The sequence below is a fragment of the Thioalkalivibrio sp. ALE20 genome, from assembly GCF_000381405.1.
Classification (GTDB): Bacteria; Pseudomonadota; Gammaproteobacteria; order Ectothiorhodospirales; family Ectothiorhodospiraceae; genus Thioalkalivibrio.
Genome location: NZ_KB906475.1, coordinates 50,496 through 71,783, shown reverse-complemented (window position 1 = coordinate 71,783; position 21,288 = coordinate 50,496). Strand labels below are relative to the sequence as shown.

Annotated in this window: 22 protein-coding genes; all 22 read left to right on the top strand. The window is 67.2% G+C overall.

Annotated features, from left to right (window positions below):
• Window positions 1-22 precede the first annotated feature (22 nt).
• Entirely contained in the window at window positions 23-562 is a 540-nt protein-coding gene (locus F790_RS0108905) for a PilZ domain-containing protein (RefSeq protein ID WP_019590030.1), read from the top strand.
• 66 nt (window positions 563-628) lie between these two features.
• The gene (locus tag F790_RS0108900) at window positions 629-2,029 is read left to right on the top strand and encodes a sigma-54-dependent Fis family transcriptional regulator (protein ID WP_019591429.1); all 1,401 of its coding nucleotides are present in this window, start codon (window positions 629-631) and stop codon (window positions 2,027-2,029) included.
• A gap of 144 nt (window positions 2,030-2,173) precedes the next feature.
• Window positions 2,174-3,547 carry a sigma-54-dependent Fis family transcriptional regulator gene (locus F790_RS0108895; protein ID WP_018869493.1) on the top strand — a complete coding sequence of 458 codons (1,374 nt, stop codon included), beginning with the start codon at window positions 2,174-2,176 and terminating at the stop codon, window positions 3,545-3,547.
• Window positions 3,548-3,627: 80 nt separating this feature from the next.
• A complete protein-coding gene (gene fliE, locus F790_RS0108890; protein ID WP_018869492.1) occupies window positions 3,628-3,957 on the top strand; it encodes a flagellar hook-basal body complex protein FliE in 330 nt (109 codons plus the stop codon).
• A gap of 29 nt (window positions 3,958-3,986) precedes the next feature.
• On the top strand, window positions 3,987-5,681 hold the full coding sequence (fliF, locus tag F790_RS0108885; protein ID WP_019591428.1) for a flagellar basal-body MS-ring/collar protein FliF: 1,695 nt from the start codon (window positions 3,987-3,989) through the stop codon (window positions 5,679-5,681).
• Window positions 5,671-6,684, top strand: coding sequence for a flagellar motor switch protein FliG (gene fliG / locus F790_RS0108880; protein ID WP_019022113.1), 1,014 nt, complete (start codon window positions 5,671-5,673; stop codon window positions 6,682-6,684). The genes fliF and fliG overlap by 11 nt, the downstream gene beginning before the upstream one ends.
• A complete protein-coding gene (locus tag F790_RS0108875; RefSeq protein ID WP_019591427.1) occupies window positions 6,681-7,445 on the top strand; it encodes a FliH/SctL family protein in 765 nt (254 codons plus the stop codon). The genes fliG and F790_RS0108875 overlap by 4 nt, the downstream gene beginning before the upstream one ends.
• Window positions 7,442-8,821: a FliI/YscN family ATPase gene (locus F790_RS0108870; protein ID WP_019591426.1), complete on the top strand. Its 1,380-nt coding sequence runs from the start codon at window positions 7,442-7,444 to the stop codon at window positions 8,819-8,821. Before F790_RS0108875 ends, F790_RS0108870 begins: the two co-directional genes overlap by 4 nt.
• On the top strand, window positions 8,818-9,279 hold the full coding sequence (gene fliJ, locus F790_RS0108865; RefSeq protein ID WP_018945937.1) for a flagellar export protein FliJ: 462 nt from the start codon (window positions 8,818-8,820) through the stop codon (window positions 9,277-9,279). The genes F790_RS0108870 and fliJ overlap by 4 nt, the downstream gene beginning before the upstream one ends.
• A 67-nt stretch (window positions 9,280-9,346) precedes the next feature.
• Window positions 9,347-10,432 carry a flagellar hook-length control protein FliK gene (locus tag F790_RS0108860; protein ID WP_019591425.1) on the top strand — a complete coding sequence of 362 codons (1,086 nt, stop codon included), beginning with the start codon at window positions 9,347-9,349 and terminating at the stop codon, window positions 10,430-10,432.
• Window positions 10,433-10,641: 209 nt separating this feature from the next.
• Window positions 10,642-11,121, top strand: coding sequence for a flagellar basal body-associated protein FliL (fliL, locus tag F790_RS0108855; protein ID WP_019591424.1), 480 nt, complete (start codon window positions 10,642-10,644; stop codon window positions 11,119-11,121).
• A 10-nt stretch (window positions 11,122-11,131) separates the two neighbouring features.
• A complete protein-coding gene (fliM, locus tag F790_RS0108850) occupies window positions 11,132-12,109 on the top strand; it encodes a flagellar motor switch protein FliM (protein ID WP_019591423.1) in 978 nt (325 codons plus the stop codon).
• A gap of 16 nt (window positions 12,110-12,125) precedes the next feature.
• Complete coding sequence (gene fliN, locus F790_RS0108845; RefSeq protein WP_019570011.1) at window positions 12,126-12,719, top strand: flagellar motor switch protein FliN; 594 nt, start codon at window positions 12,126-12,128, stop codon at window positions 12,717-12,719.
• 2 nt (window positions 12,720-12,721) lie between these two features.
• Window positions 12,722-13,156: a flagellar biosynthetic protein FliO gene (gene fliO / locus F790_RS0108840; RefSeq protein WP_018869482.1), complete on the top strand. Its 435-nt coding sequence runs from the start codon at window positions 12,722-12,724 to the stop codon at window positions 13,154-13,156.
• Window positions 13,153-13,908, top strand: coding sequence for a flagellar type III secretion system pore protein FliP (fliP, locus tag F790_RS0108835; protein WP_018869481.1), 756 nt, complete (start codon window positions 13,153-13,155; stop codon window positions 13,906-13,908). Before fliO ends, fliP begins: the two co-directional genes overlap by 4 nt.
• Window positions 13,909-13,917: 9 nt before the next feature.
• Complete coding sequence (fliQ, locus tag F790_RS0108830) at window positions 13,918-14,187, top strand: flagellar biosynthesis protein FliQ (protein WP_018869480.1); 270 nt, start codon at window positions 13,918-13,920, stop codon at window positions 14,185-14,187.
• A 29-nt stretch (window positions 14,188-14,216) separates the two neighbouring features.
• The gene (fliR, locus tag F790_RS0108825) at window positions 14,217-14,969 is read left to right on the top strand and encodes a flagellar biosynthetic protein FliR (protein WP_369772470.1); all 753 of its coding nucleotides are present in this window, start codon (window positions 14,217-14,219) and stop codon (window positions 14,967-14,969) included.
• 1 nt (window position 14,970) lies between these two features.
• A complete protein-coding gene (gene flhB, locus F790_RS0108820; RefSeq protein ID WP_019570007.1) occupies window positions 14,971-16,131 on the top strand; it encodes a flagellar biosynthesis protein FlhB in 1,161 nt (386 codons plus the stop codon).
• Window positions 16,128-18,227 carry a flagellar biosynthesis protein FlhA gene (flhA, locus tag F790_RS0108815; protein ID WP_019591421.1) on the top strand — a complete coding sequence of 700 codons (2,100 nt, stop codon included), beginning with the start codon at window positions 16,128-16,130 and terminating at the stop codon, window positions 18,225-18,227. Before flhB ends, flhA begins: the two co-directional genes overlap by 4 nt.
• A gap of 55 nt (window positions 18,228-18,282) precedes the next feature.
• On the top strand, window positions 18,283-19,689 hold the full coding sequence (gene flhF, locus F790_RS0108810) for a flagellar biosynthesis protein FlhF (protein ID WP_081622833.1): 1,407 nt from the start codon (window positions 18,283-18,285) through the stop codon (window positions 19,687-19,689).
• Window positions 19,673-20,497, top strand: coding sequence for a MinD/ParA family protein (locus tag F790_RS0108805; protein ID WP_019570004.1), 825 nt, complete (start codon window positions 19,673-19,675; stop codon window positions 20,495-20,497). Before flhF ends, F790_RS0108805 begins: the two co-directional genes overlap by 17 nt.
• Complete coding sequence (locus F790_RS0108800) at window positions 20,494-21,255, top strand: RNA polymerase sigma factor FliA (RefSeq protein WP_018945948.1); 762 nt, start codon at window positions 20,494-20,496, stop codon at window positions 21,253-21,255. The genes F790_RS0108805 and F790_RS0108800 overlap by 4 nt, the downstream gene beginning before the upstream one ends.
• Window positions 21,256-21,288: the final 33 nt, after the last annotated feature.

Genomic DNA, 21,288 nt, shown 5'->3' with positions numbered 1-21,288 from the left:
GGCGGCCGCACAGGGGGAAATGATGAGCGAACAGGACTGGAGCGACTGGCTGGGGGAGACCCTGACAGTGAACACATCGCTGGCGGTGGGCCCGACCAGCCGTCCGCTCACCCACGGCGAACTGGCCGAGCGTCTGGTGGACGGTATCGAACTGTTCGAGGCCGGCGGTGGACGCAACCATGCCGCCCACGGGTCGGCGGACGAGACTACCCAGGAACTGCAGCGGCTGGAACGCAAGCTGGACCTGCTGGTGCATCTGCTGGCCGAATCGCTGGAGCCCGAACGCCCGTCGGTCCGGCCGGTCGTCATCAGCCGCGGCGGGATCGTGCTGCCGGAGGGCACGCTGCCTGAAGATGCCGATCGTCTGGCGTTGTATTTGAGCGACTTTCTGCCCCAGCCCCTGGTGCTGGGTGTCGAACCCCCGACACGTCGTAACGAGGCCCAGTTGATCCGCTGGACCCCGCATGATGACCGCATGCATGACGCCCTGGGCCGGTGGATTTTCCGTCTGCATCGACGCGACGTCGCGGAGAAACGACAGAAAGTTGACGGGGGCGGGTGATCGCTATAATACTGTGATCGGCTTCACGTATGAGGCCACTCATACCCCGACCGGAGCCCTCACGGCATGGCGACACCCGAGGAAGACGACACCGGCCTTCACATCGCCCTGGGCGGCGAGCCGGATGCCGCCCGCGACACGCGGGCCGTCCTGGCCTCCATGGGGTGCGAGGCCGAGACACGCATCGACGCGAACGGACTCACCGACGGCCCTCGCGAGCCTGCCGCCATCTGGTTGTGCGGCCCGGCATCCACGGTCGCGGCCCAGGCGGATGCCGCACCCGACAGCCTGCCAGTGGTGGCCCAGCCGACCGACGGTGGCAAGGTGGAGCACCAGGCCGTGGACTGGGTGGTGGAACACCCGGTGTCGGTTTCCCGGGTGACCCAGATCCTGCAGTGGTTGCGGTTCGGCGGTCAGCGCGTGCATGACGACGTGCCCGGACTGGTCGGCCACCATCCGACCATGGTCGGGGTGAAGCGGCTGGTGGCGCAGGTGGCACGAACCGATGCCACCGCGCTGATCCTGGGCGAGACCGGTTCCGGCAAGGAGGTGGTCGCCCGGGCCATCCATGATGCCTCGGATCGCGCCGACAAGCCGTTCGTCGCGGTCAACTGCGGCGCGATTCCCCCGGATCTGCTGGAAAGCGAGCTTTTCGGTCACGAGAAGGGTGCGTTCACCGGGGCCTTCACCGCGCGCACCGGACGCTTCGAGCTGGCGCAGGACGGCACGCTGTTCCTCGACGAAATCGGAGACATGCCCCTGCCCATGCAGGTCAAGCTGCTGCGGGTGCTGCAGGAACGGGTGTTCGAACGCGTGGGCTCGAACAAGTCGATCACCACCCACGCGCGCATCATTGCGGCGACCCATCGCAACCTCGACGAGGCCGTGGCGGAGGGGAATTTCCGTCAGGACCTGTTCTTCCGTCTCAATGTCTTCCCCATTGAGCTGCCGCCGTTGCGCGAACGCGCCAGTGACATTCCGCAGCTGATCACGGCGCTGGAGGAGCGGCTGCGCGAACAGGGGGGCAGCCCCGCGCACCTGACGCCGGCGGTGGTGGCTCACCTGGAACGTCTGGACTGGACCGGCAACATCCGCGAACTGGGCAATCTGCTGGAACAGCTGTCCATCATGTACCCCGATCTGCCGGTGGACCTGGGGCAGCTGCCGCCGCGCGTGCGTCCGGAAGGGGTGGAGGATCGCAGCGGTGCGGCGGCCGAACCGGGCGGGGCATCGGCCGGGTCGTCGGCATCGGCCACCGGCCCGAACATGCCGGGACCGGATGGCCTGCCACCGGAAGGCGTCGATCTGCGCGATTATCTCAACGACCTGGAACGCTCGATGATCGAAGCGGCGCTGGCCGATACCGGTCATGTGGTGGCGCGGGCCGCGCGGCGGCTCGGCATGCGGCGGACGACGCTGGTTGAGCGCATGCGCAAGTTCGGGCTGGGACGGGATTCTGACGGCTGAGCCTCCGTGGCAAGGCCTTGCCGCTGTCGAGATCCCGACGAAAACCGGCAACCTTGTTTGCAGGTCCCTGAATAACCGGGGTTTATTCATAGTGGCACACTAACTGCTTGAGGCAGTCCGAATCCCATCGACAGGACTGCACCGATGCCTCGAGCGACCCTTCTTCTGGTCAATGCCGACGCCGCCCTGCGTGAACGCGTGGTGCAGGTGCTGGCCACCATCCCGCGGGTTCGCCTCCAGGACTGCAACGAAGGGGAGCTCGAACGTTCCCTGGAAGCGCAGCGCCCCGAGGTCGTCCTGATCGCGCATCCCGCGACCGCCGCGCTGCGTGAACGGATCCCGGCACGGTTGCCGGTCGCGGTGATCAGTCCGGATGCGACCCATGAAAACGAGATCGCCGCCATGCGCGCCGGCGTGGATGCCCATTTCGGCCTCCCGGACATGGCCGCGCCGCTGGCGCAGTGGCTGCGCGATCAGCTCCCCGGCCCCGGCACCCGGGCCCGGATCCCGGAAATGGTGGCGCACAGCGAGCGCATGCGTTCGCTGGATGCCTTTGCCGAACGGATCGCGCAAACCGCTGCGACGGTCTTCATTACGGGCGAGTCGGGGGTCGGCAAGGAGGTGCTGGCGCGGCAGATCCATGCGCGCTCGGCCCGGGCTCAGGGGCCGTTCGAGGCGATCAACTGCGCCGCTCTGCCCGAGGCCATGCTGGAGGCCCTGCTGTTCGGGCACGCGAAGGGGGCCTTTACCGGCGCGATCGAGGCGCGGCCCGGCAAGTTCGTACAGGCGGACGGGGGCACGCTGCTGCTGGATGAGGTGACGGAAATCCCCGTGCATCTGCAGCCCAAGCTGCTGCGTGTGCTGCAGGAACGGGAAGTGGAACCGCTGGGCGGGCGGCGCACCCGTCCGGTCGACGTGCGGGTGATCGCAACCTCCAATCGTGATTTGCGCAAGGCGGTGGCGGAAGGGGTGCTCCGCGAGGACCTGTATTACCGCCTGAGCGTGTTCCCGGTGCGGATCCCGCCGCTGCGCGAGCGGCCGGAGGACATTCCGTCGCTGGCGCGGGCGCTGCTGACCCGCGCAAGCCAGGGCCGGCTGGTGGAACTGGCACCGGAGGCCGAATCGCGGTTGATGGGGCATGACTGGCCCGGGAATGCCCGCGAGCTGGCCAACGTGATGGAACGGGCGGCCACCCTGGCCGGCGAGCGCAGCGACGGGCGGGTCACCGCCGAGTCCATCTGGCTGGATGCCGACATGCTGGAGCATGGCGAAGGTGTCAGTGCGGCTGGCGCTCCTTCCGTTCCGGCGGCTTCGGATGACGACATCCCGTCGGCCCCTCTGCTGGAACAGACCCTGCAGACCCAGGAAAGCCGGGTGATCCTCAACGTGTTGCGAGAAGCGGGAGGGCGACGCAAGGAGGCCGCGGAACGGCTGGGAATCAGCCCGCGCACCCTGCGCTACAAGCTCGCCCGACTGCGCGAATCGGGCATCCATGTCCCCCGCACCGGAGTGGTCTGAGAACTGGCCCGGCATTTGCTTGGGATTGGGTTGAGCGGGGGCGAGGCACCGTCGTCCCGTGTGGAAGCCGGAGGTAACGCATGAGTGAAATGCAGATCCAGAACGTGTTGCAGCAGATGCGGCAGCTCTCGGAAAGCGGGAGCGTCGAGGCTCCTGCGTCCGGAGGCGGAACCGGTCAGGCCGGCGGCGCCGACTTCCAGAACGTCCTGCGTGACTCGCTGCGCAACGTGAACGAGGTGCAGCAGGAGGCGACCGATCTGCAGACCCGTTTTGAACTGGGTGATGAAAACGTGTCCCTGCCGCAGGTGATGGTGGCGATGAACAAATCCAGCCTGGCATTCGAGGCCACCAATCAGGTGCGCAACCGCCTGCTGGATGCCTATCAGGAAATCATGCGGATGCAGGTGTAGGCCTGTAATCCCTCCGGAGAGACGTGATCATGGCCGCAGCACAGCAAACTCTGCCCGCCGTCGTCAGCGGCGGCATCAAGGATTTCGGCACCATGCCGGCCGGCCGGCAGCTGGCCCTGATCGGCATGCTGGCCGGTGCGCTGGCCGTGATCGCGGGGATCGTGTTCTGGGCGACGAGTCCCACCTTCGTCCCGCTGTATTCGTCGCTCGAGCAGGACGAGGCCGCGGAGGTGGTGACCGCGCTGGACGGGGCCGGCATCCGCTACCGCATTGATACGGATACCGGTCAGATCAAGGTACCGCGCGGCGATGTGGGTGAAGCCCGCCTGCATCTGGCCGGTGAAGGGCTGCCGCGCTCCGGGGATGTGGGCTTCGAACTGCTGCAGGAGGACACCGGCATCGGCACCAGCCGGATGATGGAAAGCGCGCGCCATCGCCGGGCGATGGAAGGCGAGCTGGGCCGTACCGTCTCCTCGCTGGACGCGGTCGAGCGTGCCCGCGTGCACATCGCCGAAGGACAGGATTCGGTCTTCGTGCGTGAACGCACGCCGGCGACCGCCTCGGTCACCGTGCACCTGCACGGGGGCCGCTCCCTCAGCGAATCCCAGGTCCGGGCCATCGTCCACATGGTGGCCTCCAGTGCCTCGGACCTGTCGCCCGAAAACGTGACCGTGGTCGACCAGCAGGGCCGGCTGCTGACCGAGGACGGGCTGGAAGAGGGCGGCATGCGCAGCAGCGGCGACCGTCTGTCGTTCCAGGGTCAGGTGGAGCGCCGTTATGCCGAGGCGATCCGGGACCTGCTGTCGCCGCTCGTGGGCGGCGACCGCGTGCGGGTCCAGGTATCGGCGGACATCGATTTTTCCGAAATCGAACGCACCGAAGAACTCTACGACCCCGACACCATCGCGCTGCGCTCGGAGCAGATCTCCGAGGATGTCCGCGGGGACGCGGGCGAAGGACCGATGGGCGTGCCGGGGGCGCTGACCAATCAGCCGCCTGCCGGGGGTGCCGTGGGCGAAGAAGAAGGCGAAGGTGCCGAGAACGCGGAGAACGGGGCGACCGGTGAACGTTCGGGCTCGGCGACGCGCAATTACGAAGTCGACCGCCGCATCGCTCACATCCGCGAAATGCCCGGCGGCGTCGAGCGTTTGTCGACCGCCGTGGTGGTCGATTTCCGCGAGGAAGTGGGCGAGGATGGCGAGGTCCAGCGCGTCGCACGCGACGCCGAGGAGATCGAGCGTCTGGAGAACCTGGTCCGCCAGGCAGTGGGCTTCAGCGAGCAGCGCGGGGATTCGATCAACGTGGTCAGTGCTCCGTTCGAGGCGCCGGTGGAGGAAGAAATCGTCGAGGCAGAACGCCCGTTCTGGACCCAGGCCTGGTTCATGGAGCTGGCCAGGCTCATCGGGGCGCTGCTGCTGGCCCTGATCATCCTGCTGACCGTGATCCGTCCGGCCCTGAAACATTTGATGAGCGGTGCAACCGCACGCCCGGCGCAGCAGCCGCAGGCGGAGTCGGACGAGAATCTGGCTCTGACCGACCAGAGCGGGGAATCCGCGGCCGGTGGTGGCGGTCCCAGCGGTGAGGGCTCCGCGGTGGCTTCGCTGACCGGGCCCGAAGAGGATCAGCAGGAGATGGACCTCGAGGCCGTGCGGGGGATGGTGAAGGAAGATCCCAAACGCGTGGCGCAGGTAATGAAGACCTGGTTGAACGAAGATGGCCGATAGCAAGAAGTCCAAACTGGATGGCGCGGAACGGGCGGCCGTGTTCATGATGAGCCTCGGTGAGGATTCCGCCGCCGAGGTCATGCGCCACATGGGGCCCAAGGAGGTCCAGAAGATCGGCGCGGCCATGGCCAACATGGAGCGCATCTCGCGCACCGACGTGAACGCGGTGCTGGAGGACTTCTCCGGGCACGTGCGCGAGCAGACCGCGCTGGGTATTGGCGCCGATGATTATGTACGCAGCGTGCTGCAGAACGCGCTGGGCGAGGACAAGGCCGAGGGCCTGATCGATCGCATCCTGCTGGGGCGCAATTCCAAGGGCATCGACGCGCTGAAGTGGCTGGACCCGCGCGCGATCGCCGACATGCTGCGCAACGAGCACCCGCAGATCGTGGCGATCGTGATGTCGCATCTGGATGCCGACCAGGCCGCCGAGACCCTGAGCTACCTGCCCAAGCGGGTGCAGTCCGATGTGGTGATGCGCATCGCGACCCTGGACGGGGTGCAGCCCTCCGCGCTGCAGGAGCTGGATGACATCCTCGACCGTCAGCTTTCCGGCAACAACACGGCCAAGACCTCGATGGTCGGCGGGGTCAAGACCGCCGCGGACATCATGAACCTGATGGACGGGTCGCGCGAGGCGGAGATCATGGATACGGTCAGCGAGATGGACCAGGACCTGGCCGGGCGTATCGAAGAGCTGATGTTCGTCTTCGACAATCTGATCGACGTCGACGACCGCGGGATCCAGACCCTGCTGCGGGAGGTGTCCACCGAGTCCCTGGTGCTGGCGATGAAGGGTGCCGACGACGACCTGAAAGACAAGATCTTCAGCAACATGTCCAAACGCGCCGCCGAAATGCTGCGCGAGGACCTGGAAGCCAAGGGGCCGGTGCGCGTGTCCGAGGTCGAGGGGGCGCAGAAGGAGATCCTGCAGGTCGCTCGCCGCCTGGCGGAGAACGGTGAGATCGTGCTTGGCGGCAAGGGCGGGGAGCAGATGCTGTGAGCGTGCACGACGCCGGGTCCGCCAGCGCGGCCTCCCTGTGGGAGCCGCCGGAGTTCGACGAGAACGGCAACGAGCCGGAACAGCGGCGCCTGCCCACCGCCGCCGAGATCGAGGCGATCGAGGAAGAGGCGCGCCAGAACGGTTTCGAGCGGGGCTACGCCGAGGGCCATGAACTGGGCAAGCAGGAGGCCGAAAAGGCGGCGCGGGCGCGCGAGGAAAAGAAGCTGCGCGAGGCCGTGGCGGCCCTGGAGTCGGTGGGTCAGGGCCTCAGTGATCCACTCGCCGAGGCTGCCGATGCACTGGAACCGGAACTGCTGTCGCTGGTGACCGCGCTGGCGCGCCAGGTAATCCGGGTGGAGCTGCAGACCCGACCGGAGATCATCCGCGAGGTGCTGGACGAGGCGATGCAGCAGTTGCCGGGACGCAACCGCAGCGTGCGGGTGCACCTGCATCCCGAGGATCAGGCCCTGGTGGAGCAATGGGGGTCCGCGCAAGCGGGCGAGATCACCTGGATCCCGGACCCGGAACTGGCGCGCGGAGGCTGTCGGGTCGAGGCGGGTGCGTCCGAAGTGGATGCCAGTCTGGAGCGTCGCCTGCGGCAGGCCGTGGAGGCCATCTGGGACGGCCACGCGAGCGTGCCGGACACGGATCCGGAGCCGCGCGAGCCGGTCACGACGTCGGCGCATGACGGGGCGGGTACGGAGAAGCGAAAGGAACCCGGGGACGATGCGTCCGCCCGTGATGAGGAGGATCCGGCATGACCGCCAGTATTCGCGATGCCCATACACGCCAGCGCGAAGGGCTCACCGCGGGGCTGCGCGAACGGCTGGAGCAGTCGCGCGGGCGGGTCGAACGGGTGGCGGCCCCGCAGTCGCAGGGGATCCTGTCGCGCGTGACCGGTCTGACCCTCGAGGCCGAGGGCCTGCGTCTGCCGCTGGGCGGCCGCGCCCTGATCCATGGCGAACGCGGCGAAACCGTGCCCGCCGAGGTCGTCGGATTCCAGAACGACCGGACGTTCCTGATGCCGGAGGAGGCGGCCGCCGGGCTGGTGCCCGGGGCCCGCATCGAGCCGGTGGACACCCAGCGTTCGATCCCGGTGGGTAATGGCCTGCTGGGGCGGGTGATCGACGCCCGTGGCGAGCCACTGGACGGCCTCGGGCCGATCCGGACGCATGATCGTGCCACGCTCAACGGACAGCCGATCAACCCGCTGTCGCGCGCCCCGGTGCGCGAGCCTCTGGACACCGGCGTACGCGCGATCAACGCGCTGCTGTCGGTCGGGCGCGGCCAGCGGCTGGGCCTGTTCGCCGGTTCCGGCGTGGGCAAGAGCGTGCTGCTGGGGATGATGACCCGCCACACCAGCGCCGACGTGATCGTGGTCGGGCTGATCGGGGAACGCGGGCGCGAGGTCAACGATTTCATCCACGAGATCCTCGACGAGGAATCCCGCCGGCGTACGGTGGTGGTGGCGGTCCCGGCGGATCAGTCGCCGCTGCTGCGCCAGCACGGGGCCTGGGTGGCGACTACGGTGGCGGAACAGTTCCGCGATCAGGGGCTGAACGTGCTGCTGCTGATGGACTCGCTGACCCGCTTCGCCCAGGGCGCGCGCGAGATCGCGATGGCCATCGGCGAGCCGCCGGCTTCCAAGGGCTATGCGGCCTCGGTGTTCGCGCGCCTGCCGCAGCTGGTGGAGCGTGCCGGCAATGGCGACGTGGGCGGGGGCTCGATCACCGGATTCTATACGGTGCTGGCCGAGGGAGATGACCCGAACGATCCGATCGTGGACGCCGCGCGGGCGATCCTTGACGGGCATGTGGTGCTCTCGCGCGAGATCGCCGAGACCGGTCGCTACCCGGCCATCGATGTCGGTGCATCGATCTCGCGCGTGATGAGTGCGCTGACGACGCCCGAACACGAGAAAGCGGCACGGCGGTTCCGTGATCTGGCCGCCACCTATCAGCGCAACCGCGACCTGATCTCGGTGGGGGCCTACCGCAAGGGTGCCGATCCACACCTCGACCAGGCCGTGGCGATGCATGACCGGCTGGAGCAGTTCCTGGCGCAGGGCACGACCGAGGCGGTGGATTTTGCCACCGCGCGGGATCAGCTGATCGCACTCACCGGGGGCGGGGCATGAATCCGCAGCGCATCGAACGGCTGTTGCGCATCCGCCAGATCGGCGAGACCGAGGCGACTCGCGAACTGGGCGAACGCATTGCTCAGCTGAACGCCGCGGAGGCCCAGCGCGAGCAGCTGGAAACCTTCCAGCAGGAATACCTGGCGGCCTCCATGCCGCAGGACCCCAACACCCTCAAGTGGCTGGCCGGCATGCGGCAGAAGCTGCGCGAGGCGCTGGAACAGCAGGCCCTGCGCATCCAGGCGGCCGAAAGCCAGGTGGAGACGGCTCGCGAGCAATGGCTGGAACACCATCGCGACTGCATGTCGCTGGAAAAGCTGCTGGAACGCACGCGAGCCGAAGACCAGCGTCATCAGGCCCGGCGGCAGCAGGTGGAGCAGGACATGTGGGCGACCCGCCAGGCCTTCGCACGGGAACCGGAATCCGGTGAACGGACGGTGAACTGGCAGGAATCTTGAAAGGCACGAGTACGCAGCCCCCGCAGGGGTGGACGCGCGCGGTGCGCGCAACAGGCGAGGACGGGACATGATCGCAGCACAGGCATCGGGACAGGGGCTGGGGGCGCTGGCGCAGCTGCTCGACGGCGGCGAGGGCATGGATCGGCTCAAGGAGTTGAAAGACAAGGGAAAAGGCGGGGAAGACGGTTTCCTGAAGGCACTCCGCCCGCAGCTGGAAGCGATGCTGGGTGCGCTCGGGGTGGATGATTCCGAGCTGGCCGAACTGGATCTGGAAGGACTGATCCAGCGCTTCCAGGATCTCCTGAAGGGGCAGGATCTGACCGCTGTGGACGGCATGCAATTGCCGCCCGGCTGGCTGACCGGCGAGGAAGGTGACGGAGAGATCGACGGCCGCGAGCTGCGCAGTCTGCTGGAAGACGGGCCCGGGTCCGGAGCGGCGGGCGACGGCATCCCGGTTTCTCTGATGCGCCTGTTCCTGCAGGCCGGTCCGGAAGAGCAGAACCCGGGGTCCCGGCTGCAGGAACTGGCTCCGGGGACGCTGACCGGCGGTGGTTCGCGTGAGGGGACCACCGAGGTCCTGGCCCAGTGGCTGACACAGGCCTCGGAATCGGCGCGCAGCGGCCGTGAGAATGCCCAGGCACTGGCCCAACCGGCAGCCCAGGCCTCCGATGCCGAGGGTGCGCGGGGCGGCGGGATGCGGCTGGATCTGACCCGGCTGCTGCAGACTTCGGGCGATCGCCAGCTCGCGGAGCAGATCCAGATGATGGCGCAGGCCCGTGGCGGGCGCACCGAGATGAAACTGCATCCGCCTCAGCTGGGGGTCCTGGATGTGCGGGTCAGCATGGATGGGGACCGTGCCAGTGTACAGTTCTTCAGTACCAACCCCGTGACCCGTGAGGTGCTGGAAGCGGCAATGCCGCGCCTGCGTGACAGTCTCGCCGACAGCGGGCTCGAGCTCGCCGATGCCTCGGTGTCGGATGAACCGCCGGACGATTCCGCGGATACCGAAATGGCCGGCGACGGTTACGGAAGCGGGGATGAACCCGGCGTCGCCACGGGTGCGGAGGGCGAAGGGAGCGAGGACGATGAAGGTCCCGTCGCTCCCGGCAGCACCCTTTCCTTCCTCAACCGTCGGGTGGACCTGTTTGCCTGAGGCCCGTTCCGGCAGACCGGCCGCCAGAATCTCGACTTCTCGCTCGATGGAGCGTCCGGTTCGTTGACGCATACGCCGGGCGCTCGACCCTCGGGATGACGAACGACACCCCTAAAGTGGGTTCAACTCTCTGTTTATAAAGTAGTAATTATTCATGGCACCGCGCTTGCTTGGGTTCCGTCAGCGAATCCACGCAATGCGGGTGTGTCATGGCGGAGAAGGAAGTCGAACTCGAGAACAAGGGGGGCGGCGGCAGGAAATGGATGATCATCATCCTCCTGGTCATTGCGGTTCTGCTCGCCGGCGGCGGGGGCGCGGCCGCCTGGTACCTGCTGTCGCAGGACGCTGACGAAACGGCGGAAGATCTGCCGCCCGAGCGCCACTATTCGTCGCTCGATCCCATGACGGTGAACATCGATGCCCCGGGAAGCGTGCAGTTCCTGCGCGTGCAGATCGGTCTGGTGTCCACCGACCCGGCGGTGCTGGAAGCCGTGGAGGATCACCTGCCCGTAGTCCGCAACGACATCCTCGGCATCCTCTCGGATCAGGAATATACCGAGCTGAACACGCGGGAAGGCAAGGAAGCGCTGACGGAGGAGCTGACGGCCACTGTCCGTGCGATCCTGGAGTCGCGCGAAGCGCCCTCCGATCTGGAGCGCGTGGTGTTCACCGAACTGGTCATGCAATAAGGCGCGCGTCATGGCACAGCAAACCGATATCCTGAGCCAGGACGAGATCGACGCGCTGCTGCACGGCGTCGATGCCGGTGACGTCGAGACCGAGGAGGAAGAGTTCCCCAGCGACGGTCAGGCGCGCGAGTTCAATTTCGCCACCCAGGACCGGATCGTGCGCGGGCGCATGCCCACGCTCGAGATGATCAACGAGCGTTTTGCGCGGCATCTGCGCGTGCGGCTGTTCAACATGCTGCGGCGTTCGGCCGAGATCTCGGTCAGCGGCACCCGGCTGACCAAGTTTTCCGAGTACATGCACTCCCTGTTCGTGCCCACCAGCCTGAATCTGGTACGCGCGCATCCGCTGCATGGCACCGGACTGTTCGTGTTCGACCCCAAGCTGGTGTTCATCCTGGTGGACAACTTCTTCGGCGGCGACGGGCGCTTCTATACCCGCATCGAGGGCCGTGACTTCACCCCGATGGAGATGCGGGTGGTGCACAGCATCCTCGAGGGCGCGTTCGAGGACATGACCAAGGCCTGGGAGCCGGTCATGGACATCGACTTCGAGTTTCTCAACTCCGAGGTCAACCCCCAGTTCGCGAACATCGTGAGCCCCACCGAGATCGTTGTGATCAACGAATTCCACATCGAGCTGGATGGGGGCGGCGGCAATCTCCACGTGACCCTGCCCTATTCGATGATCGAACCGATCCGCGAGCAGCTGGATACCGGTATCCAGTCGGATCGCTCCGATGTCGATCAGCGCTGGATGAACGCCCTGCGGGAAGAGGTTCAGGACGCGGACGTGGAGATCTCCTCGGTGCTCACCGAGGCGGAGGTCACCGTGCAGGAGCTGCTGGACATCAAGCCGGGCGACATCATTCCGGTGGACATCCCCGAAGAAGTCACTCTGAAGGTCGAGGACATCCCGCTGCTGCGCGGCAAGTTCGGGGTTTCGAATGGCCAGAACGCGATCAAGATCACCGGTCGCGTACAACGATAGGCAAGAGGACAGGACGATGGCAGACGACGACAAGCGTCCGGATCAGGAAACCGAACAGGGCGACGGCGAGGAATCGGTGGATCAGGATGCCCTGGCCGATGAATGGGCCGCGGCCCTGGCGGAGCAGGATGACAGCTCCGGGGGCGAGGCGGAGGACCCCGACGCGCTGCTGGCCCAGGCGCAGTCCAATTCGCACGAGAGCGATGCGGCCAACGCCGCCTCCACTGGCACCGGCGGCCGCAGCAAGGCGGCTGCCGGGGGCGAGCGGGAACGCAAGCACAAGCCGGATCCGAATGCGCAGCCGCTGGAACCGGATGAACTCACCGATTCCGGGGGCGGCGAAGAAGAAGACGTGAATCTGGACATGGTGCTGGACGTGCCGGTGACCATCTCCATGGAGATCGGCCGCACCCGCATCCCGATTCGTAATCTGCTCCAGCTCAACCAGGGTTCGGTGGTGGAACTGGAACGCCTGGCCGGCGAGCCGCTGGACGTGCTGGTCAACGGGACCCTGATCGCCCACGGCGAGGTGGTGGTGGTGAACGAGAAATTCGGGATCCGTCTGACCGACGTGATCAGCCCCAGCGAACGCATCCGGAAGCTGAAATAGCCATGTTCTCGCGTGTTCTTCCCGGATCGCTCTGGCTGCTGGCGCTGCTGCCGGCCGGCGCCCTGGCCGACGAGGACGGCGGGGCAATGAACGCCGCGGCCTACCTGACGCAGCTGATCGGCGGCCTGATGATCGTGATCGTGGCGATCGTGGTGCTGGCCTGGGTGCTCCGGCGTACCCAGGGGAGCGTGGGCCACGGTCGGCAGATGATCGATGTTCAGTCGGTCCGCTCGGTGGGTGCCCGTGAACGGCTGATGCTGGTTCGCGTGGGTGATGAACAGGTGCTGATCGGCGTGGCGCCCTCGGGGATCCGGACGCTGCACACCATGGAGACGCCGGTCGAGGTGCCCGCCGGCGGCGAAGGCCCCGATTTTTCCGGCGTGCTCAAACGCGCGGTACGTTCGCGCCGCGCCGGCGGGGGAGGTCAGGAGTCGTGAGTCTGCGGAGCTATTTCCCCTGGCTGCTGCTGGGGCTGTGGCTGCTGCCCGGCCTGGCCGGCGCGCAGGTGGGGCAGGGCATCGAGGCGGTGACCATCACCACGGACGAGGACGGCGGGGAGACCTGGTCGGTGACCCTGCAGATCCTCGTGCTGATGACGCTGCTGACCCTGCTGCCGGCGGCCCTGATCATGATGACCGCCTTCACCCGGATCCTGATCGTGCTGGCGATCCTGCGCCAGGGCCTGGGCACGTCCCAGACACCGTCCAACCAGATCCTGATCGGGCTGGCGTTCTTTCTCACGCTGTTCGTGATGGCGCCGGTGTTCGAAGAGATCCACGAGGTGGCGGTGGAGCCCTACCTGGCCGAGGAGATCGGCACCGAAGAGGCCCTGGAAACGGGTATCCAGCCGCTGCGGGGTTTCATGCTGGAGCAGACCCGCGAAAGCGATCTGCGCATGTTCGCGGAGATCAACGGCATCGACGGCTTCGAGGATCCGGACGACATCCCGCTGTCGCTGCTGGTGCCGTCGTTCGTGACCAGTGAGCTGAAGACGGCGTTCCAGATCGGCTTCCTGATCCTGATCCCGTTCCTGATCATCGATCTGGTGGTGGCCTCGGTGCTGATGTCGATGGGCATGGTGATGCTGTCGCCGCTGATCATCTCGCTGCCGTTCAAGGTGATGCTGTTCGTGCTGGTGGACGGCTGGGCCCTGCTGATGAACACGCTGGCAACCAGCTTTTTTGTTTAGGAGAGGCGGATGACACCCGAAACGGTTGTGGATATCGGGCGCGAGACGCTGATGGTGGTGGTGCTGCTGGCGGCACCGCCGCTGCTGACGGCGCTGGCCGTGGGCCTGGCGATCGGCATGCTGCAGGCGGCGACCCAGATTCAGGAAATGACCCTGTCATTCATTCCCAAACTGCTGGCGATGTTCGCCGCGCTACTGATCAGCGGGCACTGGATGCTGTCGCTGGTGATCGAGTTTACCGAGCGCCTGTACGAGAACGCGCCGGGGATGGTGGGCTAGGGGGCCTCGTGGAGATCACCACCGACCAGATGCTGGTGTGGGTGGCCGCCGTGATGTGGCCGCTGGCCCGGATTGGCGCGATGCTGGTGGTCATGCCGATCTTCGGCGGCGACCAGCTGAACGCGCGCATGCGCATGGGCCTGGCGCTGGTGCTGGCGGTAGTGGTGGCGATGCAGGAGCCCGCCCTGCCCGAGGTGGATCCGATCAGCCTGGAGGGGGCGATCGTGACCCTGCATCAGGTCCTGATCGGCCTGACCATGGGTTTCATCCTGCAGCTGGTGTTCTCCGCAATGACGCAGGCGGGGGAGGTAGTGGCCCTGTCGATGGGGCTGGGCTTCGCCTCGGTCATGGATCCGGCGCAGGGCGTTCAGGTACCGGTGATCTCCACGGTTTTCGTGACCATGGCGACCCTGATCTTTCTCGCCCTGAACGGCCATCTGATCCTGTTCGAAATGCTGCTGGCGAGCTTCGAGACCATGCCGGTTGCGCCGTCCGGACTGGATGCGGAGGCCTTCATGCAGGTGGCGCTGTTCGGCCAGACGATGTTTGCCGGGGCGGTGCTGGTGGCGCTGCCCGCAGTCGCCTCGCTGCTGGTGGTGAACATCTCCATGGGAGTGATCACACGGGCCTCGCCTCAGCTCAACATCTTCGCCGTCGGGTTCCCGATGATGATCCTGATGGGCTTCGTCCTCCTGCTGCTGATCCTGCCCGGGCTGCCCGAGCGCGTGGGCGAGCTGGCCATGGAAGGTTTCGGACTGATGCAGGTCCTGCTGGGGTTCTGACATGGCCGAGAACGAGAACGGACAGGAAAAAACCGAAGAGCCGACCCAGAAACGGCTCCGCGAGGCGCGCGAAAAGGGGCAGGTCCCGCGCTCGCGGGAGCTGTCGACCTTTCTGGTGCTGATCACCGCCGGCATCTTCATGCTGTTCTTCGGGCCTACCCTGGGCGGGCAGCTGGCCAACCAGACCCGCGCGCGCCTGGATTTCGAGCCGGAGCTGGCCCATGACCCGGATCTGCTGCTGCCGTACCTGGCCGATCAGATCTTTCAGACGCTGATGGCTCTGCTGCCATTGTTCGGGATCCTGATGGTGGCGGCGGTGATGGCGCCCATCCTGATCGGCGGCGCCAATTTCTCCTGGCAGGCGGCGGCGCCCAAGGCATCGAAGCTGAACCCCATCAAGGGCCTGCAGCGGATCTTTTCCTGGCAGGGGCTGATGGAGTTCGGCAAGACCCTCGCCAAGTTCACGCTGGTCGGCTCGGTCGCGATGCTGACCCTGTGGACGTTCTCCGACCGTCTGCTGGGACTGGGCTACGAGCCACTGCACCAGGGCGTGTCGCATGCGGCCCAGATCGCGCTCGGCACCTTCATCGCGGTGTCGGCGGCGCTGATCATCGTGGCGGCGATCGACGCGCCGTTCCAGATGTGGAATCACCAGAAGCAGCTGCGGATGACGCGGCAGGAGCTCAAGGACGAGTACAAGGAGACCGACGGCAAGCCCGAGGTCAAGCAGAAGATCCGCCAGCAACAGCAGGAAATGGCCCAGCGCCGGATGATGGAAGAGGTGCCGAAGGCCGACGTGGTGATCACCAACCCCACGCACTATGCCGTGGCGATCGTCTACGAGGCCTCGAAGATGTCGGCGCCGAAGGTGGTGGCCAAGGGCGTCGACGAGGTCGCGGCGAATATCCGCGAGATCGCCGACGAGCACGAGATCATCCGGGTCGAGGCGCCGAAGGTGGCGCGCGCGCTCTATTTCACCACCGACCTCGACCGCGAGATTCCCGACGGGCTGTTCGTGGCCGTGGCGCGCATCCTCGCCTACGTTTACCAGCTCAAGCGGGCCGACCAGGGCGTGGACATGCCGGACGACCTGCCGGTGCCGGACGAATATCTCGATCCCCACCAGGGACGTTACGGCCGGCGCCGGGAGGGTGACGCATGAACCTCTTCGATCGCCTGAGCGGCATGGGCCGCTGGGGGCTGGGGGCCCCTCTGCTGCTGATCGCGATGCTGTCGATGATGGTGCTGCCGCTGCCGCCGGTGGCGCTGGACGTGCTGTTCACCTTCAACATCGCGCTGTCGCTGGTGGTGATCATGGTCGCGGTGTACACCCCGCGGCCGCTGGAATTCGCGGTGTTCCCGACGGTGCTGCTGGTGGCCACCCTGCTGCGTCTGGCACTGAACATCGCCTCCACCCGGGTGATCCTGCTGGAAGGGCACACCGGGACGGACGCGGCCGGGCAGGTCATCCAGGCCTTCGGCGACTTCGTGGTCGGCGGCAACTACGCGGTCGGCCTGGTGGTGTTCGCGATCCTGATCATCATCAACTTCGTGGTGGTGACCAAGGGCGCGGGGCGCGTGTCCGAGGTCAGCGCCCGCTTCACCCTGGACTCCATGCCGGGCAAGCAGATGGCGATCGACGCCGACCTCAATGCGGGACTTCTGACGCAGGAGGAGGCGCGCCGGCGGCGCGACGAGATCGCCCAGGAGGCCGACTTCTACGGTTCCATGGACGGGGCCTCGAAGTTCGTGCGCGGTGACGCCATCGCCGGCATCCTGATCCTGTTCGTGAACATCATCGGCGGACTGACCATCGGCGCCCTGCAGCACGGGATGTCGATCGGCGATGCCGCCACCAACTATGTGCTGCTGACCATCGGCGACGGGCTGGTCGCGCAGATCCCGTCACTGGTGCTGTCCTCGGCCACCGCCATCATCGTGACGCGCGTGTCCACCACCCAGGACATGGGCCAGCAGGTGGTCGGGCAGATGTTCTCCAACCCGCGCGTGATGTACGTGGTCGGCGGGGTGATCGCGTCGCTGGGCATGGTGCCGGGGATGCCCAATGCGGTGTTCCTCGGACTGGCCTCGCTGGCCGCCGGAGGTGGCTACCTGATGTCGCGCCAGCGTCGCGAGGAGGCGGCCGAGGTGGAGCGTCTGCCGGAGGCCGAGCAGGAACCCTCGCCGGAGAACCGCGAGCTGTCGTGGGACGACGTGCCGCCGGTGGATCTGGTGTCGCTGGAGGTCGGCTACCGCCTGATCCCGCTGGTGGACCGGACCCAGGACGGGCAGCTGATGGGGCGGATCAAGGGCGTGCGCCGCAAGCTGTCGCAGGAGCTGGGCTTCCTGCTGCAGCCGGTGCATATCCGCGACAACCTCGAACTGAGTCCGAACACCTACCGCATCTCTCTGCTGGGCGTCACCGTCGCCGAGGCGGAGGTGTTCCCGGACAAGGAGCTGGCGATCAATCCGGGCGAGGTCTTCGGCGAGGTGCCGGGCACGCCGACCAAGGATCCGACGTTCAACCTGGATGCCCTGTGGATCGACCCCGAGAACCGCGAACAGGCGCAGGGGGCCGGCTACACCGTGGTGGACGTCTCCACGGTGATCGCCACCCATCTGTCGCAGGTGTTCCGCGAGAACGCCCACCGGCTGATCGGCCACGAGGAGGCCCAGCACCTGCTGGACCAGCTGGCGCAGCGTTCGCCCAAGCTGGTGGAAAACCTGGTGCCGAAGACGCTGTCGCTGAGCGTGATCCTGAAGGTGCTGCAGAACCTGCTGGCCGAACAGGTATCCATCCGCGATCTGCGCACGATCGCCGAAACCCTGGCAGAGGAGGGCGCCAAGAGTCAGGATCCCGGCACTTTGACCGCTGCGGTGCGGGTCGCGCTGTCGCGCTCCATCGTCCAGGACCTGGTGGGACCGGAGGAAGAACTGCCCCTGATCGCCCTCGACCCGTCGTTGGAACAGCTTTTGCATAAGTCTCTGCAGGGCAGCAATGGCGACACCGTCGGGCTGGAGCCGGGCCTGGCCGAGCGCCTGCAGCGATCGGTGGGCGAGGCCGCCCAGCGTCAGGAGGCGGCGGGACAGCCGGCGGTGCTGGTGGTGGCCCCGGAAATCCGCTCCTGGATCGCCGGGTGGCTGCGGGGCGCGGTGCGCAACCTGACCGTGCTCGCATTCACCGAGATCCCGGACAACCGGCGGATCCGGGTGGTGGCCACGGTGGGACAGGATGAAGCAGACAAGAAGTCGGCGTGATGTGCGAACGGGCATGGCCTGAAGCACCAGTCAACGATCGGCGGGAGAGCGAACGATGAATGTCAGACGATACCGGGCACGGGACATGCGCGACGCGATGCGCCAGGTCCGCGAGGAGCAGGGCGAGGACGCCGTGATCCTGTCCAGCCGCCGGGTCGACGGCTGGCTGGAGGTGGTCGCCGCCCTCGATGGCGGCGAGGCGCCCGCCGGAACGGCGGAGGGTGACGGCCGGGGTGCCCCGCGGCAGGACGACGCCGGCAGCGGGGCACGCCCCGCCCGGGGATCGATGCGCCAGGGCGTGCGCGATGAACCGGCGCCACGTACTGAGCAGCCCCGCGCACCGGAGCCCGCGGCGGCTTCCACCGGCGGGGGGGCGGGTGCCGCGTCCCGGCAGCGGCCGGCCCCGCAATGGCCCACCGACCCCGAGGTGTCCGCGATGCGTCAGGAACTGCGGGATCTGCGCAGCCTGCTGACGCGGCAGTACGAAGAGAACGAGCAGGCCCGCTGGGCGGCGCGGCATCCACTGGCGGCCGAATGCAAGGCGCGGCTGATGGATCTGGGCTTCCGCGAGCCGCTGGCGCGCAGCCTGGCCGGCAGCATCCTCGACGATCATACCTCGGAGGAGGCATGGGAGCGCCTGCGGGCGCGCCTGTCGGGCGCCATCGTGACCGCGCGCGCCTCGATCCTCGACGAGGGCGGGGTACTCGCGCTGGAGGGACCGACCGGGGTCGGCAAGACCACCACCATTGCGCGGATTGCACTGCGCCAGATCCGCCGCATGGGGCCGGATTCGGTCACCCTGGTCACCATGGACGCCCAGCGCATCGGCGCGACGCGGCAGTTGCAGGCCTTCGGCCAGATGGCGGGCACCGCGGTGCGTGTGGTGGAGACGGAGGCCGAGCTGCGCGAGATGGCGCGGCGCTCGGCGGGCAGCGGGCACCTGATCCTGGTGGATACCGCCGGACAGTCGCCGCGTACCGCCCCGCGCGAACCCCTGCTGACGGACATGCCTGCCGACGTGCGCGCGGAGACCTGGCTGGTGATCGCGGCCACCACCCAGGGCATGGCCCTGCGGCGGGTGCTGGAGGCATTCGCCCCCACGGAACCCTCGGCCCTTGTGCTGACCAAGCTGGACGAGGCGGAACAGCTGGGGGAGGTGCTTTCGGTGCTGCTGGACCAGCCGCTGGGTGTCGCGTTCATGAGCGACGGCCAGCGCATCGCCGAGGATTTCCATCGCGTGGATACCGGACATCTGACCCGCCTGGCGCTGCAGGAGGAACCCGAACACGGGGCGGCCGATGCCTGGGTCGACGAGGCGATGCAGGCCTGGCGGCGGCGCCAGGCGACGGAACGCGAGGCCCGGCGGCCGCGATCCGCGGACGAGCCGGCCGCGGGCGAGGAGCCCGCCCCGCTGGAAATGATTCAACCGGTGCTGAAGGGACGTCATGTCACACAACACTAAGCCCCTGAAGGTGGTCGCGGTGGCCTCGGGCAAGGGCGGGGTCGGCAAGACCAATGTCTCGGTCAACCTGTCGGTCGGACTGGCCCGTCTGGGACGCGAGGTCATGCTGTTCGATGCGGACCTGGGGCTCGCGAACGTCGATGTGCTGCTGGGCCTGCGTCCGCAGCGGACGCTGCACGACCTGGTGACCGGGGACGTCGAGGATCTGGAGGACGTGATCATCGAGGGCCCGGAGGGAATCCGTGTGGTGCCTTCCGCGTCCGGGATCGCGACCATGGCCAACCTGAGCCGGCCGGAACATCACGGCCTGATCCAGGCCTTCAGCATGTATACGCGACCGCTGGACGTGCTGGTGGTGGATACCGCCGCCGGGTTGCAGGAGTCGGTGACCAGTTTCTGTCAGGCCGTGCAGGAGACCCTGGTGGTGGTCACCGACGAGCCGGCATCGATGACCGACGCCTATGCACTGATCAAGGTCCTGCATCGGGATCATGGCGTGAACCGGTTCCGCGTGGTCGCAAACATGGTGCAGGGCCGTGCCGGGGCGGAACGCGTGATGCAGAAGCTGCAGGCGGTTTGTTCCACCTATCTGCCGGAGGTCATACTGGATCTGGTGGGCGTGATTCCGCTGGATGATGCCCTGCGCCAGGCGGTGCAGAAACGGGCGCCGGTGGTGCAGCAGTCTCCGGGCAGCCCGGCGGGACGGGCGTTCCTCGAGCTCGCGCGCAAGGTCGACGGCTGGCCGGTGGCCCGCGGCGCCAGCGGGGGGGTTGGATTCTTCGTCGAGAGGATGCTGCAAAGCGCATGAACACGCCAAAGAACAGACTTTCGGGATACGCCCGGGCGGGGACCGGGGGACCGGATCAGCTGGTCGCGGACCACGTCGAGCTGGTGAATCGGATCGCCCATCACCTGATGGCTCGGCTGCCGGCCTCGGTGCAGGTGGATGACCTGGTGCAGGCAGGCATGGTTGGGCTGATCGAGGCCGCGCGGCAGTTCGAAGGCGGCCAGGGGGCGACCTTCGCCACCTACGCCGGGATCCGCATCCGCGGGGCGATGATCGACGAGCTGCGTCGCAGCGACTGGACGCCGCGCTCGGTGCACCGCAACAGCCGGCGGATCTCCGAGGCGATGCAGACGGTGGAGGCCCGCGAGGGCCGCGCCGCTCGCGCCCCGGAGATCGCCGAGGAGCTGGGCGTCCCGGTGGAAACCTACTACCAGATGCTGGATGATCACGCCGGTGCCCATCTGTTCGCGCTGGACGAGGTGGGCGGCCCGGAGGGCGAGGCGGATCGCGTGCTGGAAGGGCAGGAGCAGTCCCCGTCGCGGCGCATCGAGGCCGGGGAGTTCCGCGAGGAACTGGCCGGCGCACTGGGCGATCTGCCCGAGCGTGAACGACTGGTGCTCAACCTGTACTACACCGAAGAACTCAACCTGCGCGAGATCGGTGCCGTGCTGGACGTGACCGAATCGCGCGTCAGCCAGATCCGCAGCCAGGCGGTGCACCGTCTGCGGGCGCGTCTGGGCTCGTGGCTCGAAGACGTCGAGTCCCTGCAGATATTCTAAGGTTCAAACACATTCCCGGAGCGAACTGTGGAC